The sequence below is a fragment of the Flagellimonas oceanensis genome (genome assembly GCF_003992595.1).
GTDB classification, from domain to species: Bacteria; Bacteroidota; Bacteroidia; order Flavobacteriales; family Flavobacteriaceae; genus Flagellimonas; species Flagellimonas oceanensis.
On the sequence record NZ_RZNA01000003.1, the window covers coordinates 75,006 to 91,899 of the forward strand.

The 16,894-nt window shown below is 35.9% G+C and carries 17 protein-coding genes; 16 read left to right on the forward strand and 1 reads right to left on the reverse strand.

Annotated elements, in window-relative coordinates; translation table 11 throughout:
- The 16 genes from EO132_RS00355 (at window position 1) to EO132_RS00430 (ending at window position 15,753) form a co-directional block, all read left to right on the forward strand.
- Window positions 1–1,050, forward strand: coding sequence for a hypothetical protein (locus EO132_RS00355; protein WP_127136061.1), 1,050 nt, complete (start codon window positions 1–3; stop codon window positions 1,048–1,050).
- Window positions 1,047–1,865, forward strand: coding sequence for a dTDP-4-dehydrorhamnose reductase (gene rfbD, locus EO132_RS00360; RefSeq protein ID WP_262707578.1), 819 nt, complete (start codon window positions 1,047–1,049; stop codon window positions 1,863–1,865). The genes EO132_RS00355 and rfbD overlap by 4 nt, the downstream gene beginning before the upstream one ends.
- Window positions 1,866–1,887: 22 nt before the next feature.
- Entirely contained in the window at window positions 1,888–2,946 is a 1,059-nt protein-coding gene (rfbB, locus tag EO132_RS00365) for a dTDP-glucose 4,6-dehydratase (RefSeq protein WP_127136063.1), read from the forward strand.
- 12 nt (window positions 2,947–2,958) lie between these two features.
- Window positions 2,959–3,831, forward strand: a complete 873-nt coding sequence (gene rfbA, locus EO132_RS00370) for a glucose-1-phosphate thymidylyltransferase RfbA (RefSeq protein ID WP_127136064.1) — start codon at window positions 2,959–2,961, stop codon at window positions 3,829–3,831.
- Window positions 3,828–4,361, forward strand: a complete 534-nt coding sequence (gene rfbC, locus EO132_RS00375) for a dTDP-4-dehydrorhamnose 3,5-epimerase (protein ID WP_127136065.1) — start codon at window positions 3,828–3,830, stop codon at window positions 4,359–4,361. The genes rfbA and rfbC overlap by 4 nt, the downstream gene beginning before the upstream one ends.
- 400 nt (window positions 4,362–4,761) lie before the next feature.
- Window positions 4,762–5,778 (forward strand): MBOAT family O-acyltransferase, encoded by a 1,017-nt coding sequence (locus EO132_RS00380; protein ID WP_235856346.1) that lies wholly within the window; start codon window positions 4,762–4,764, stop codon window positions 5,776–5,778.
- Window positions 5,779–5,786: 8 nt separating this feature from the next.
- Complete coding sequence (locus EO132_RS00385; protein ID WP_164732246.1) at window positions 5,787–7,514, forward strand: alginate O-acetyltransferase AlgX-related protein; 1,728 nt, start codon at window positions 5,787–5,789, stop codon at window positions 7,512–7,514.
- An 11-nt stretch (window positions 7,515–7,525) separates the two neighbouring features.
- Entirely contained in the window at window positions 7,526–8,062 is a 537-nt protein-coding gene (locus EO132_RS00390; protein WP_127136068.1) for a hypothetical protein, read from the forward strand.
- A 17-nt stretch (window positions 8,063–8,079) separates the two neighbouring features.
- A complete protein-coding gene (locus EO132_RS19690; RefSeq protein ID WP_127136069.1) occupies window positions 8,080–8,634 on the forward strand; it encodes an acyltransferase in 555 nt (184 codons plus the stop codon).
- Between the two features lie 2 nt (window positions 8,635–8,636).
- Window positions 8,637–9,323, forward strand: coding sequence for a cytidylyltransferase domain-containing protein (locus tag EO132_RS00400; protein WP_127136070.1), 687 nt, complete (start codon window positions 8,637–8,639; stop codon window positions 9,321–9,323).
- Window positions 9,310–10,329, forward strand: coding sequence for an N-acetylneuraminate synthase family protein (locus EO132_RS00405; RefSeq protein ID WP_127136071.1), 1,020 nt, complete (start codon window positions 9,310–9,312; stop codon window positions 10,327–10,329). Before EO132_RS00400 ends, EO132_RS00405 begins: the two co-directional genes overlap by 14 nt.
- Window positions 10,329–10,961, forward strand: a complete 633-nt coding sequence (locus EO132_RS00410) for an acyltransferase (protein ID WP_127136072.1) — start codon at window positions 10,329–10,331, stop codon at window positions 10,959–10,961. Before EO132_RS00405 ends, EO132_RS00410 begins: the two co-directional genes overlap by 1 nt.
- On the forward strand, window positions 10,958–12,334 hold the full coding sequence (locus EO132_RS00415) for a glycosyltransferase family 2 protein (RefSeq protein WP_127136073.1): 1,377 nt from the start codon (window positions 10,958–10,960) through the stop codon (window positions 12,332–12,334). The genes EO132_RS00410 and EO132_RS00415 overlap by 4 nt, the downstream gene beginning before the upstream one ends.
- Entirely contained in the window at window positions 12,318–13,550 is a 1,233-nt protein-coding gene (locus EO132_RS00420) for an MATE family efflux transporter (protein WP_164732247.1), read from the forward strand. The genes EO132_RS00415 and EO132_RS00420 overlap by 17 nt, the downstream gene beginning before the upstream one ends.
- Before the next feature lie 134 nt (window positions 13,551–13,684).
- Complete coding sequence (locus EO132_RS00425) at window positions 13,685–14,515, forward strand: polysialyltransferase family glycosyltransferase (RefSeq protein ID WP_205780290.1); 831 nt, start codon at window positions 13,685–13,687, stop codon at window positions 14,513–14,515.
- Window positions 14,515–15,753: an O-antigen polymerase gene (locus tag EO132_RS00430; protein WP_127136076.1), complete on the forward strand. Its 1,239-nt coding sequence runs from the start codon at window positions 14,515–14,517 to the stop codon at window positions 15,751–15,753. Before EO132_RS00425 ends, EO132_RS00430 begins: the two co-directional genes overlap by 1 nt.
- Window positions 15,754–15,756: 3 nt before the next feature.
- Here EO132_RS00430 and EO132_RS00435 read toward each other — a convergent pair whose 3' ends face one another.
- Complete coding sequence (locus EO132_RS00435; RefSeq protein ID WP_262707575.1) at window positions 15,757–16,824, reverse strand: acyltransferase family protein; 1,068 nt, start codon at window positions 16,822–16,824, stop codon at window positions 15,757–15,759.
- Window positions 16,825–16,894 lie beyond the last annotated feature (70 nt).

A 16,894-nucleotide genomic window follows, 5' to 3' on the forward strand; every position in this document is an offset into this window, starting at 1 on the left:
ATGGCAGACCAACCAGTAAATCAGAACAATTCGGATGAAATAGATTTGGGACAGTTGTTCCAAATGATTGGCAGGGGCTTTCAAAAGTTCTTCAATTTCATTGGTAGCATATTCAAGGGAATTTTTCATATCATCATGCTGTTTCTCCTTTTTGTTCAAAAGAACATTATAGTAATAGCGGCCGCGATTATTCTAGGTGGTGTTGGAGGCTTTATTTTGGATAAGGTTTTGCCGGAGAGATATATTTCCAGAATGGTGGTAGAGCCAAACTTCAATAGTGTTCAACAGTTATACAACAATATTGCTTTTTATAATGATTTGGCCAAGGCACAGGACTCTGTAGCTCTGGCTACCGCATTGGACATCACGGAACATGAAGCGGCTAGTATAAAAGAGATTTTTACAGACTCCTATTCCGATGAAAATCAGAAAATCAAGCTTTTTGATGAGTTTATTAGAGAGTTGGACACTACCACCGTTAAGGCAATTGATTATGAGAATTATCTGCAGAATTTTAACTCCATGGATGCCAGGTTCCATCAAATTTCTTTGATTAGTACGGATAACAGAGTGGCAAAGAAAACTCAACCTTCAATTATTAACTCTATCTCTGTTAATGAGTATTTCAAGCTTCAGAAAAGGATTAATGATGAAAACCTGGACCTTCAAGAAGAGATTTATAAAAGACAGTTGACTGAAATTGATTCGCTTCAAAGTCTATATCGAACTGTCTTGGTAAAAGAAGCTGATAAACCTATGCAAGGTACTAGTATCAATATGGCAGAAACAGGTGAGGCAAGTAGTAGAGAACTCGCCCTAGTGCAGGAAAAGGATGTACTTAAGGAAAGACTGGTGCAATTAAATAGGGAGAGAGCCAATAAGTCAACCATCATCAATGTAATCAGTGATTTTCCAACCCGTGGAGTAGAACAAAAGGGTATTTGGAATAGCTATAAATTTAAACTCCCCGTCTTATTATTGATATTGGTGTTTGGAATCTTGGCGTTGTTGGAACTTAACAGATATTTAAAATCCTATAATCAGAAATAGCCTTAGTTTTAGTTCAGGATAAATCAAACAGAAAAACAATGAAACGAATCTTGGTAACTGGAGCAGGGGGGCAGCTGGGAAAAACATTGAAGGATTATATCATTGATTTTAAAGAATCGATTTTTGACTTTAAAACCTCAAGGGAACTGGACATCACTATCCCTGAAGAAATTGAACAGACCTTAAAAACAGGCAATTATAATTATTGTATTAACTGTGCCGCATATACCAATGTCGAACAGGCAGAAAGGATTCCTGTTGATGCCTTTAAGGTAAATGCTGAGGCTGTAAAATCCTTAGCCATGGCCTGCAAGAAACAGAATGTTACATTAGTTCATATTTCAACGGATTATGTTTTTGATGGCAACAAAGATCAAGCCTACACAATAGAAGATGTAACCAACCCAATCAACGAATATGGAAAATCAAAATTAGAGGGGGAGCAAAATATTCGCAAAATATTACCCAACCATTTTATTATTCGGACATCTTGGTTGTACAGTAAAAAGTTTGGGCATAACTTTTATCGTACTATTCTGGCTAAGGCAGAACAAGGGTTGGAGTTAAGGATTACCGACCAACAGATAGGGTGCCCAACGGACACCGAGACATTGGCAAAATTTATCCTAGAGGAGATTATAATGGGTGAAAAATTCTTTGGCACATACCATGTTACAGATGGCAAGGCAATGACATGGTACGACTTTGCAAAGAACATACTCCACGAAAATGGGCTAACAGGAAAGGTGAGTCTTGTTTTGGATAGGAATTACCGTACATTCGCCAAAAGACCAAAGAATAGCGTACTTATTTAAGAAAATTACACTTCAAATTTTAATGGGGAAAGGCAACAAAAAAAATATATTAGTTACAGGAGGGGCCGGTTTCATAGGTTCTCACGTGGTAAGACATTTTGTTCAAAACTACCAAGATTATCATGTCTATAATATTGATGCACTAACTTATGCGGGTAACTTAGAGAATCTTAAGGATATTGAAGACCAAACCAATTATACATTCATAAAGGGGGATATAACGGAAGATGATTTTCTGACTAAACTTTTTTCAGAAAATGAATTTGATGGTGTTATCCATTTAGCAGCAGAGTCTCATGTGGATCGGTCTATTTCTGATCCGCTTTCTTTTGTGAAAACTAATGTTTTGGGCACAGTAAACCTATTGAACCAATCGGTTAAAATAGCAAATAAGAACCCAGATTTCCGTTTTTATCATGTTAGTACTGATGAGGTTTATGGAGCTCTGGGAAATTCGGGCCTATTTACTGAATCTACACCATATAGTCCTAACTCCCCTTATTCGGCGTCTAAGGCGAGTTCAGATCATTTTGTTAGGGCATATGGGGAAACTTATGGGTTACCTTTTGTAATCTCCAATTGTTCTAACAATTATGGGCCAAACCATTTTCCCGAAAAATTGATACCCTTATTCATCAACAATATCATTCAAAATAAAGCGTTGCCCGTTTATGGGGACGGAAATTATACCCGAGATTGGTTGTATGTAAAAGACCATGCCAAGGCTATTGATTTGGTTTTTCATAGAGGAACGAATGGTGAAACCTATAACATTGGCGGGTTTAACGAATGGAAAAACATTGATTTAGTTATGCTGTTATGCAAGCTAATGGACAAAAAACTAGGAAGAACTGAAGGAGTTTCCGAAGAATTGATAACTTTTGTTAAGGATCGCCCTGGTCACGATTTGCGATATGCCATAGACGCATCCAAAATAAATACTCAGCTTGGTTGGGAGCCCTCTGTAACCTTTGAACAAGGTCTTGAGCTAACTATAGACTGGTACTTCGATAATCAGGAGTGGCTTAACCATGTTACTTCGGGAGACTACAAAGAATACTATAAAAAGCAATACCTATAAATTTCCAAGAAAATGAAAGGAATCATTTTGGCCGGAGGGTCAGGTACTAGATTACACCCATTAACCTTATCTGTTAGTAAGCAATTAATGCCTATCTATGACAAGCCAATGATTTATTATCCACTATCCACTTTAATGTACTCTGGAATAAGGGAGGTCCTTATTATTTCAACACCAAAGGATTTACCACTTTTTAAAGATCTATTGGGTGATGGAAAGAAATATGGGTGTTCATTTACCTACGAAGTTCAAGAATCACCTAACGGTTTGGCTGAAGCTTTTGTCATAGGCGAAGAGTTCATTGGTAATGACAAGGTGGCTCTTATACTTGGAGACAATATATTTTATGGTACCGGCCTGTCAAAACTTTTACAGGCAAATAATGAACCCAAAGGGGGTGTTATTTACGCTTACAGAGTTCATGATCCGGAACGCTATGGTGTGGTCGAATTTGACAATGACGGCAAGGCAATCAGCATAGAAGAAAAACCAGTCAACCCAAAATCCAACTATGCAGTTCCAGGAATATATTTTTATGACAATGAGGTTGTTTCTATTGCAAAGAACATAAAGCCAAGTCCGCGGGGAGAATTGGAGATTACCGATGTAAATAAGGAATACCTAAATAAAGGCCAACTCAGTGTAAGCATACTGGATAGAGGAACAGCTTGGTTGGACACTGGAACTTTCCAATCGTTGATGCAGGCATCTCAATTTGTTGAGGTCATAGAAGAGCGTCAGGGATTAAAGATCGGCGCTATAGAGGCCGCTGCATATGAAATGGGCTTTATAGATGAAAATCAATTCAAGGAATTAGCAGAACCACTAATGAAAAGTGGCTACGGGAAAAACCTTTTAGGCATTTTGAACAAGGAGAACCAATGAAGATAACTGAAACCAAGTTGAAAGGATGTTTTATTATAGAACCAAGAGTTTTTGAAGACGAACGAGGTTATTTTTTTGAAAGTTTCAACCATAAGGCCTTTTGTGAGGCAATCGGGCAACAAGTAAATTTTGTACAGGACAATCAATCTTATTCAACAAGAGGAGTTTTAAGAGGGCTACATTTTCAAAAAGGGGAACATGCCCAAGCCAAATTGGTCAATGTTATAAAGGGAAGTGTTTTGGATGTGGCCGTTGATTTAAGAAAGGGTTCCAAGACCTATGGCCAACATGTTTCTGTCGAATTAACCGCTGAGAATAAAAAACAATTGTTCGTTCCAAGAGGATTTGCACATGGCTTTGTTGTGTTGAGCGAATCGGCCCATTTCTTTTACAAGTGCGATAACTATTACAACAAGAATTCGGAGGGGGGAATAAGATATGATGATGCCAGTTTGAATATTGACTGGCAATTTTCAGGGGAAATCAACATTTCATCTAAGGACATGGGATTACCTTTTCTAAGACATTGATCAAATGATATTCAGCTCAACAACTTTTTTGTTTCTCTTTTTGCCAATTGTCCTTGCTGTTTATTATCTGATAAACACCAAATATAGGAATGGATTTTTAGCTTTGGCGAGCTTGTTCTTCTACGCTTGGGGAGAGAATAAATTGGTTATGCTGATGATTTTCTCAATAGCCCTTAATTACATTGGCGGACTTTCTATTGGGCTATTTCTAAAAAAAAATCAGCAAACAAACTCCAAATACGCTCTTTGGTTTTTTTTGCTAATAAACATTCTACTTTTAGTCTATTTTAAATATGCCAATTTCTTCGAAGAATCACTAAAAAACTTTGGCATATTGGAGAATACTAGTTTGGGTAAAATAATATTACCGATAGGGATATCTTTTTTCACATTTCAAGGAATGTCTTATCTGATAGATGTCTATTATGAAAAGGTAAGACCACAAAAAAACCTTGTCTCGTTGGGCCTTTATATCTCCATGTTCCCTCAATTAATAGCCGGTCCAATAGTCAGATATATTGATGTTGAAAAACAAATACGCAAAAAGAGGAAGTTTAATTTTGAACAATTTTCTGAAGGCATAAAAAGGTTTATCGTTGGGCTGTTTAAAAAAGTGGTAATAGCCAATCAAATGGGATTTGTAGCAGATTTTGTTTTTGATGGAACAGGGTATGCAGGAGCACCTTCCTATTGGTTGGGAATCGTTTGTTACGCGTTTCAAATATATTTTGATTTTTCTGGCTATTCCGACATGGCGATTGGTTTGGGAAAAATGTTTGGATTTGATTTCTTAGAGAATTTCAACCTTCCATATATAAGTCGATCCATAAAGGAATTTTGGAGAAGATGGCATATTTCACTATCCAGCTGGTTTAGGGATTATCTTTATATCCCATTAGGGGGGAACAGAAAAGGTCTGGCAAGAACGTATATCAATCTTTTGATAGTTTTTTTCATAACAGGTTTATGGCATGGGGCCAGTTGGAGCTTCATAGTTTGGGGCCTTTACCATGGTTTTTTTTTGATTTTGGAACGTCTTGGACTAGAAAAGCTTCTTACCAAGACCCCTCGTTTGTTTAGGCATGCTTATACAATGCTTGTTGTGCTTTTCGGGTGGGTGTTTTTTAGGGCCGAGACACTTTCCTCTGGATTGAGTTATATTGGCTCAATGTTTTCGTTGAACAACAATTATAATGAGGTGTTTCAGTATATGAATCCATATTTCATGTTCGTCCTTTTTTTGGCGATTTTATTGTCTACAAACGTGAAGACATATTTGCTAAGAAAAATTGGACACGAAAAGACAACGACTATTTTGTCCTACATAAAACATCCCTTTTATATACTATTGTTTGTGTTTAGTTTGTTTGAATTGGCAACGAACAGCTATAATCCCTTCATATATTTTAGGTTTTAATGAAGTTGATGAATAAGAAAAGCCCTAAACATATATTGTTGTTTCTCATTTTCTGGGGAGGTTTGTTCATTGGTATCTATAGCTATAACAAAAACTATGTTTTAACTAATTCGAGTTCTCCAGAGATAGAGATTGATATTAAGCTTAAAGTCCAAGAGGATGATGTCTTTCAGCTTTTTTATCGTGATTCGATTAAGGTTTTTAATGAGAAATATTCTCAGAGAATTTTAGTTGAAGGGTCTAATGACTTTCAATGGATAAAATTCTCAATACCTGATAGTTTGAATTTAGCCCAAATTAGATTCGATTTTGGCAATAGGCTCAAAACTTCTCCCGTAGAGATAGACAAAATTGACTTTAGATATGGAAAAAACATCAAAACCATATCAAAAGGCAATTGGGAGGCCTACTTTACTCCCAATAGTTTTGTAACTGTTAAAGAGGGGATGGTCTTTGGCAGAAAGGTAAGAGGAAATAGATCGGACCCATTTTTTATCTCAAAGAATTTACGGCCCTTGGTGAAGCAATTAACGGAAAAGAAAAGTGAAGGTAAAATTGCAGTAAACATAACTCTCTCATTAGTATTTTCTACAGCCCTGATATTTGCATTTTGGTTAAGGTTCAGAGAGACCCAAGTGAAGGTGACTTTCGAAATGGTTTTTGCAATCATTTTTTTGCTTTTAATAGCTTCTCCTTTGATGGATAGCATCTTTGACCTGGACAACACTGAAATACAGGAAAAAAGAGAACTGTTTGCCAAGCCAAAGTTTAATTATAATTCAATAGATGAATATCCTCTTCAGTTTGAAAATTATTTTAACGACAATTTTGGATTTAGGGACAAAATGATATCCTATGGGGGAATAATCAAGGCTAAAATTTTTAATACATCCCCAAGGGAAGAACGCGTAATTGTCGGGAATAACGATATGCTTTTTTACTGGGTGGATCCAAGTAGACATTCATACTACAACAACAACCCTTTTCCAAATAACAGTTTGGAGCATTTGGGTTCAATGCTCTACAATGCATCAATAAAGGCCGATTCTATCAATGCGGATTTTTACGTGAGTATTTATCCTGACAAGCATAGCGTTTATGGAGAAAATATACCATATAGATTTAGCAGAAAGGAAAAACAACCCTTGGAGAGGGTTAAACAACTTGAAAAGTTTTTGGCAAACACAAGCATTGATTTTGTTCCTCAAAAGCAAGAAATATTGGAATTTAAGACCAAAACAAACTTGCCACTTTACTTTAAACTTGACAGTCATTGGAACTCTTTGGGTTCTTTTAAGGCCTATCAGAACCTTATCAACAAAATGGGATACAATTTAAATGTGTCCAAAGCACTCACAATAGATGACTTTAAAATTGATGTCAATAAAAACTATTCTTCGGGGGATTTGCTAAATTTAATGGGTGTTGACAATTCTTATTCCTTTTTCAAGGACACAAAGATCACGTTTGTTCCCAAAGATAGGAACAGCTTTAAATTTACTTCAAAGAAAGGAAAAAATGGCGCTAGGATTATTACAAACCCTAATAACAACAAGGGCCTTTCCCTTATGATTGTTGGAGATTCCTATACTTTTGAATTACTTAAATTCTTGCCTTACCATTTTAAGGAAATAATTTTTGTAAGAGGAATCAGAATTAATGAAGAATTAATTGAGCTGCATCATCCCGATGTAATTTTATATGGAATAGTTGAACGGAATCTAGAAAATTTTTAAATCACAAAAACATGAAAAATTTTTTTTTAATCCTTATTGCCCTGTTTAGTATTATTGGTTGTAAGCAAGAACCTAAAACCGAAAAGTCTACGGAAGACTCGACCCAAATAAAAGAGTCTCCGAATTTAAAAGTAGTTTTGGAGGTGTTGACAAAAAAGGATGATGTTTTTGAGGTATATTATTATGAGCCAGGAGAAAAGACGTTTTCATCAAACAAATTTGTTTTTGCAAGAGTAAATGGTTCAATGAATGTTCAAGAAGTCACTTTTAATCTCCCATCAGATGTTTTTCCTGAAAGGTTAAGATTAGACTTCGGCAAGAACGAACAACAAGATGAAATGAAATTTCTGGGCGCTAAATTGGTTTATGGAGACAAAGAGTATAAATTTTCCCAAGAAGAAATGGCCAATCAATTCAAACCAAGCAAATTTTTATTGTATGACCCCAGCAACAACAACATAAAAACGATGTCAATAAATGGTAGATATGACCCTTATTTCTACACTATGAAAGTAAACAATATTGTAAATTTTTTAATGGAGGATTAACTCCACAACTATTTATTGTGAAAGAGACAAATCAGTTAAGGAAACATTTAAAATTTAATTACTTAAATAGGATAAGATTTTACGTTCAACGAAAACGTTTAGGTTTCTTGGGACGAAATGTTTTTATTGATAGGAATGTTTCATTGCTACGTTTCCCCAAGAATATTTTTGTGATGGACCAAGTGGTCCTAAAAGAAGGTGCTAACATCTGTTCTTGCAACAAGTCTGCAAGAATACAAATAGGAAATCGCACAACAATTGGTTTTTATACTTTTATATATGCCTCCAACAATATTAAAATAGGAAGTGATTGCTTAATTGCCCCTTTTGTATATATTGTAGATAGCGACCATGATATTGCAAAGGGAACAAACATTAATCAACAACCAAATATTACTGCACCGATAGAAATAGGAAATGATGTTTGGATTGCAACCGGCGCCAAGATTTTAAAAGGTGTAAGAATAGGAGACGGCGCTGTAATTGCCGCAGGCTCCGTAATCAATACCGATGTGCCAGAAAATTGTATTTATGGGGGAATTCCAGGAAAGAAAATTGGAGAAAGAAAGTAGGTATGACAGGAATTATTATTTTATGTAGGTTTAATTCGTCCAGGTTGCCGGGAAAAATTTTAAAAAAAATAAATGGAAAAACTATACTCGAATATATAATTGAAAGGTTGTCTCCACTTAAAAACGACTATCCAATAGTTGTATGTACCTCTGCTGAAATTTCGGATGATCCTATTGAAAAATTTTGTCAGGACAAAGGGTGGGAAGTGTATAGGGGTTCCTTGGAAAATGTTGCGGAAAGATTTAAAAATTGCGCTAATCAATATGGCTTCTCAAGTGCTGTAAGGATTAATGGAGATAATATTTTTGTTGACCCAGAACTTGTCAAAAAAATTATTCAAGAGCATGAATTGGGCGGCTATCTTTTTTCATCAAATGTAAAAGACCGTACATTTCCAAAGGGCATGAGTGTTGAGGTAGTTAATATTAACTATTATGAAAAAAAATACCCGTTTTTCACGGAAAGTGATTGCGAGCATGTAATGACCTATTTTTATAAAATTGAAGAGGACATGCATAAATTTCATTATAACACCGTGAATTACGGTAAAACATTGAACTTTGCAATTGATACCCAAGAGGACTTTGAAAGAGCGAGTAATGTTATTGATAAAATGAATCCAAGGGATATTTTTATTGGTTTCGAGGAAATATTAGAATTATATAACAAGATAAATGAAGAAAAGTAACTGGGAAGGCAAAAACGGACCACTATTGATAGCGGAAGTAGGAGGCAATCATGAAGGTGATTTTGAATATGCCAAAAAACTTACTGAATTGGCAATTGAATCAGGAGCGGATTTTGTAAAATTTCAACTATATTCTGGTGATACTTTGGTGAGTAGGATTGAGTCACCACAAAGGAACAAACATTTCCAGAAGTTTGAACTTGGTAGGGATAAGTACATTGAACTTGCAGAAATGTGCAAGGCCAACAAGGTTGGGTTTATGGCTTCGGTATGGGATCCTGATTATGTGAGCTGGATAGATGATTATATGCCTATTTATAAAATTGGCTCTGGAGATTTGACTGCTTATCCACTCTTGAGAAAATTCGCAAATTTAAGAAAGCCCATCATTTTATCAACAGGACTTGCAAACACTCAGGACGTAAAAGGTGCTGTTGAGTTTATTCAACAGGAAAATGAGATTTATAAAAGCCCGGAATACCTATCATTATTACAATGTACTTCCATGTACCCTATTCCATTTGAGGATGCAAACTTAGAGGTTATGAAATCATTTTCAGAAACCTTTGGTTTGCCGGTAGGATATTCCGACCATACCGAAGGTTATTTTGCCTTGTTAGTTGCTGTCGCGATGGGAGCACAGATTTTGGAGTTTCATTTTACCGATACAAGGGAAAACAAAGAATTTAGAGACCACAAGGTCTCTTTAACAAAGGATGAGGTTAAAGATTTGATTGAACAGATTAAAGATATCGCAAAACTTAAGGGTTCGCCAGAAAAAAGACCACTTGAAATAGAAGGGGACCATCCTACCACATTTAGAAGAGCTGTTTATCCCAAAAAGGACCTTAAGAAAGGTACTGTGATCAAGGAAGAAGATATAACGGTGCTAAGGCCCAACCACGGCATAGATGCACGGGAGTACTATAATTTGATAGGGAAAAAGCTGGTAAGGGATGTCTTGGAGCATCAAAAGCTAAGCTGGGACCTATTTGAGGATCAATAATGTTTGTAGCACTATTATCAAAATATTACAGTATTAAGGCCAGAATATTAGGCTTTTTAGTTAAGCTTCTTTTTTCTGGAGGTAGAATAACAATAGGGAAAAACTTTGCCTGTGATTCTATACCAAGGATAATTATTGATAAGAACGCCAGATTGGTTATTGGAGACAATGTGATTTTCAGAAGAAATGTCGAAATAAGATGCCATAATTCTTCGAAAATTAGCATTGGGGGTAATTGTAGGATAGATCGAGGCGTAAGGATTCTGAGTGCAAATGAAAGTAATGTCTCATTAGGGTATAAGTGCAGAGTGGGACTGTATACCGTATTCAATGGTGGGGATAATATTGAAATTGGGGAAAATACTTTGATATCTGGATTTGTTTATCTCCAGACTAGTATGCATAATTATGAAGGGGACGGAAACATTAATGCCCAAGGATATCAACATGCCCCAATTAAACTGGGCAAGGACTGTTGGCTGGGCACTCATGCCGTGGTATTTCCAGGGGTTGTTCTGGGGCCTGGTTGTGTTGTTGGCACAAGCTCTGTCGTCAACAAATCTTTTGATAAAAATACCGTAGTGGCAGGAATACCGGCTAAAGAACTAAAAAAGAGGAATACAAAAAAATGAACTATTCGACACCACTGGTAACCGTTTACATTACCAACTACAATTATGAGAAATACATTGAAAATGCCATAGAAAGTGTATTGGGTCAAACAATGCAAAATTTCGAATTGATAATAATTGATGATGGTTCCAAAGATAATTCCAGAGATATTATTGAAAGATATTCGGAGCACCCAAAGATTTCAATTATTTATCAGCAAAATAAGGGCCTCAATATCACAAACAATGTTGCTCTTAGGGCTTCCAAGGGAAAGTATATCGTCCGGCTAGATGCCGATGACTATTTTACAGAGGACGCGCTAGAAAAAATGTCTTCTATATTGGAGGAAAATGATACTCTTGGCCTAGTTTTTCCAGACTATTTTATTGTTGATTCGGAGAACAATGTGGTTTCAGAGATCAGAAGGCATGACTTTGAAAACGAAGTTACCATCCTTGATCAACCTGCACATGGAGCTTGTACGATGATAAGGGTAGAATATATGAAAAGTGTCGGTGGCTATGATGAGAGCTATACGTGTCAAGACGGGTATGAGCTTTGGGTAAAGTTCATTAGTAAGTTTAAGGTGACCAACATCAAAGAAACCCTTTTCTATTACCGCCGGCATAATGCTAATTTGACCAATAATGAAGATCGAATTTTGTCCACCAGGTTTAAGATCAAGGAGGCTTTCGTTGAAAACGAATCTTTGAACCTGCCAAAAGTAATGGCTATAGTGCCCATACGACTTGGATATAATCTTGCGATGGAGAGGCTTAATGGAACAACATTTCTAGATTACAAGATTCAATCACTGCTAGAATCCAAAAAAATTGACTTAGTTGTGGTTGTTTCCAGTGATAAGACAATAAAAAAGCACGTAGATTCCATGTACGGTGATTCGGTTTGTTTTTATGATAGACCTTCCAAACTGGAAAGAATAAACGTAAGCCTTTTCCAAACACTTTTAATGCTTTCGAAAGAGCCTAGACTAGCATCGATGGATTGCGCAATGTTTTGCTCACTCAATTATCCTTTTGTTTCTGAAGAAACAATAAATGACGCCGTAAATACATTAACTATTTTCAAGGCTGATTCTCTGATAAGTGTGCGACCTGAAAACAATAAATTTTTTAGGCATACTGGTCAGGGTATGCAGGCCATTTTACAACAGGACAAGTTTACCAAGTTGGAAAGGGAATCACTTTATAAGTATTCCGGTGGGATTTTGCTGGGAAACATTAAATCGGCACTTGCTGCCGGAAAAATAGTCCATGGAGATGTAGGGCACATTGTAATCAGTGAGAAGGCCTCTTTGAATGCTGAATCTAGCTTTGAAAAAGGTATTTGTAGACTACTCATGGAAAAGAACGAGATTGAGGCAAAAAGTTAAAAACTTAAGCAAGGGAGAGGGATTGCTCAACCTGGGCCTGAGGGCCTTGGCAATTGGCGCAAAATTTTTATTGTCAATATTAATTGTTAAAAAGCTTACCGTAGCCGATTTAGGTGTATATGGCATTTTACAGACTACAATCACTCTATTAATATATATCCTAGGTTTTGACTTTTACACTTATAACGCCCGTGAAATCCTAAAAAAAGACCAGAAATCTTTGGCAAGCTGCATTATCAATCAACTGGCATTTCATGGACTGGTCTACCTAATTGTAATCCCAATAAGCTTTTTCTTATTCATGTATGGGGTCATAGAAACCAAATACATGCTGCTTTTTTATCTATTGCTGGTATCGGAGCACCTGTCTCAGGAGTTATATAGACTATTGATAGTTTTAAAGAGATCGGTAATAGCTTCACTTATTTTGTTCATTCGCAGTGGTGTTTGGATCTTCTTACTTGCACTGATTTGGTTTTTGGAGTCTCAAACCTCAAGTATATACCAAGTTTTAATTTATTGGCTGGCCGGCGCCTGGTTATCGGTATTCGTGGGAATCAGGATGATATTGCCGTTACATAGCTCAAAAATCGATTTTAACTGGATAAAAAAGGGCATAATAATTTCACTCCCCTTTTTTGTAGGGACTATCTTCTATAAAATAATGGAGTTTTCCGGGAGATATTTTTTGGATTACTACGGGACAAAAGAAGATGTTGGAGTTTTCACTTTTTTTTCCAGTTTATCCAACACAATCTTTGTTTTTGTACAGGCCACTGTAATAATGGTATATTCTCCTTACTTGATTGAACACGCACAACTTAATTCGGAAGACTTTAAAAAGTATTTTTCAAAGTTCAAGAAAAAAACATTGATAAACACCTTGCTCGGCTCATTTTTAGGAGCCGCCTTTATTTATCCGTTTTTGATTTATTTAGACAATAAAACATTGAGTGCTGACATTTATGTGTTTTTTGTTTTATTGTTAGCAACAATCAGTTTTTGCATATCTTATATTCCTCATTACAAGCTTTACGTTTTTAACCAAGACATCCACTTGTTAAAAGCGTCCATAATTGGAGCGGTCTGCAACCTTTTTTTTAATTTTATTTTGGTGCCTAACTATGGTGTTGAAGGCGCCGCATATGCACAGTTTTTGGGAATGTTCTCATTATTAATTGCAAAAACGGCTTTCTCATTTAGTCGCAAAACATGAAAAGGACGACAAATATTTTTATTGTTCACACCCCCCTTCAAAACTATTTTGTGACCCAAATCGCGGAAAATTTTTTTGGTGGGAATCAGTATGAAAACATTTTGATCAGCTCGGTTCAATCGAAGGAAGTTGATATGTTCGATAGAATTCAAATCATTGAAAAGAAAAATGGCATTAAAAAGATAATAGGAACATTAAAATCAAAATTTTTAATAGACAGGTACTCTAAAAAAAAAGAAGTGAAAATTTTCATTTCTCATACATCCGGCTTGTTGGATAATTATATTTTCAATAGGATCAAGGAATCTAGGCCTAGTATAGAAATAAATTTTTTTTACGATGGAATCTTATATTTTTATTGCTATCGGGAAAGGTTCAGAAAGTCGCATAAAACAAGAAAGATTATAGGCCGTCTTATAGGAATCGATTACAAGTACGACCCTGTGATCTTCCCTCATGATTCTGAAAAGATATCCAAAATTTATACTATGTTGCCAAAATACACCCTTGGATTACCGGAAAAACATGTGAAGGTTGAATTAAGGGGATTGGAGTACAGGCCCAAACCCTTAAGTTCACTGATTTTGGGAGGAAAACCTGCTTTGTTGACAAATGCTGAGGTACAGAAAATATATTCACATATTCTCGATAAAATTAGTTTGAACAAAAAGCACAAACTGTTTTTTAAGGGGCACCATGCTGATGTGTCACGAAATTTTGAAAAGGCAAATGTTGCTGGTCAGGGCTTTGAAGATGTTACTCAGGATAGCCCTATTGAGGAGGTGATTACGCGGTATTCACCAGCACGAGTTTATTCTTATCCATCTTCTGCGCTTATTAACCTAAAATCGATGTATGGTGATTCCATTGAGCTTTTTTGTTTCTACATAAAAGAAAAAAAACAAGAGATAGATTATCTCATGCCAATTCTTGAAGATTTGGACATTAGTGTTGAATTAATATAATGGTTCTTTTAACTGCCGTCATCTTACTTTATATGGTCAATAGATTCTTTGATATTAAGAACCTGTTGAACCCTTTTGTGTTTTTTTACTTGTACCAAACCGTTTTTTGTTTTATTGCGCTTTCATATTACGAAAGGTATCCTGTGGAAATAAGCGAAGAACTGAAAAGACTACTGTTTTCAGCTTACATTCTCACCTTTGTTGGCGCCATGTTTTCTAGATACCTATTTCAAAAAGCAGGGATAAGATATGTTAAGTACAATGAAATAGGCATTGGCAGCAAACCATCACGAGCATTCTTAAACTCGGGTCTTTTAATATTGATTCTAGGCTTTTTGATTTTTGCATATTTCACTTACCGAACAGGGGGACTAATAATTTTCGGCGATGAAATCGAGAATGCAAGAATTGAAAAAAGGAAAGGGGCGGGCATGGTAAATGTCCTATTTATCTCATTTATGTTATATGGCTTTTTGGTATTGTTGTTGGACAATCGTATATCAAAGGGAATAAAGGCGGTGAGCTTCATATTTGTAGCGTTCGCCCTTTTGTCCTTTGGAAGCAGAGCTCCGCTGATTAAGCTAATTGTTGCAATGTTCTTATTGATCGGGGTATTATCCTCAAAGAAATTTACCATAGGAAAATATTTCCAGATAGGTTTGTTTTCTATATTGATCGTGGTGGTCCTGGGTGCTTTGAGAACCAACCTTAAAGGAGATGTTGGCTTTATTGATTTAGTTTTGTCTAGAGCAGGATGGAGACCCTTTGTCAACATACAAAATCTTCAAAGAATTTTTGATTTTTTCCCGGAACAGCATCCATTCCTATATGGGGAAACCTACATATATGATCTGAAAATATTATTGCCGGGCCACAACCCTAACTTTGGCACACAACTAAAGGAAATAATGAATTGGGAATTTGATGGCGGCAGTATAACACCTACTTTTTTGGGTATTGGATACATAAATTTTGGGAAGTCGGCATTTTTTCTCTACCCTCTGATGTATGGTTTCTTTTTTAATTCCATTTACCAATTGTTTTTTTATAAACCCGTATCAAACAATTTTAAAGTGGTTTTTTTGATATTGTTTTCTATTGGGATAGCTGGCTCACTTAGCACAGGGCTATTGCCGGCACTCATAGCCAATACCGTTTTTCTGTTATTTTGTGTTGTGGTACATATAGTGTTCAAGCAGTTATTTATGAAGAAACCATTTAGGTTAAAATTTGATTGAAAATCATTTCCTAAAGGCATTAATAAAAGGCTTTTCGATATATGTATATACCAGAAGGCTGATTCCAAAAGTTAGAGAAACACAAATAGCAAAGTTCAATCCTGCTCCAACATTTTTAAAAAGTTCATAATTGTTGAGTGTGTAAAAGGTAAGAGGATGAATAAGATATATGGAGTAACACATTTCACCACATTTGTCCAAAAACACCTGGAATGGTCTGGGGAAAGAGTATTCAAGCTTGTAGGCGGAGAGAACCATGGATGCGGATAGCACAGAGAAAACAAAACGATTTATGCCTCCTACCAGATTGACACGGTCTCCTGATACGGGGTATATTATAAATCCAATTAAACCAAATAACAATATCAATCCAAAAATGAGATTATTTTTCCGGGTCTTCCCAAATAGCTTTACGATAACAATTCCCGAGAAAAATAGAAAAAACTGATTGAAAGGGTTAATGTAGGATTTCCAATTAGAAGATAAACTATTGGTTTCATCTATTACAAAAAAGGCAAAATAGGCTCCGATCAAAACAGAAATTCCAAAAAGGATATAAAGTAATTTTTGACCCCATCTTTCGAGAAAGATAATCAAGGGAAAAATGGAATAGAAAACCAGTTCATTGCCAATGGACCACGCTCCTGTGGATATATATCTTTCGGGAGCATAAAAGCCAAACATTCCAGTAAGGTTTAAAATTAGGGTCGCCGCGGGACGTGCTTTACTGAAGTAAACCTCCCAGTCCCTTAAAAGAAAGATGGTCAATAATGTCACCAATATCAATAATGGATAGATTCTAAGTGACCTCCTTACAAAATATTTTTTTAAAGTTTGGACATTAAGCTTTTCCGAATACACCCAATAAAGGGTTAAACCACTTAAAATGTAGAAAATGGAAACACCGTACACGCCAATTCTCCCTAAGAAGGTAGAGGAATCGAAATACCCATAAATCCATGAAGAATAATGGTATATCATTATTAATATAGCCATTATTCCCCTTAGATGGTGGAGTCCTGAAATTCTGTTGTTCTTCAAAGTCAAGTATTGCTCGCTAAAATTAATCACTTTTTGGAAGAAGTTTGATTAATATTGTAAACAAAGTAAAATTAAACTGGCATAGAAAAAATTGAGATAA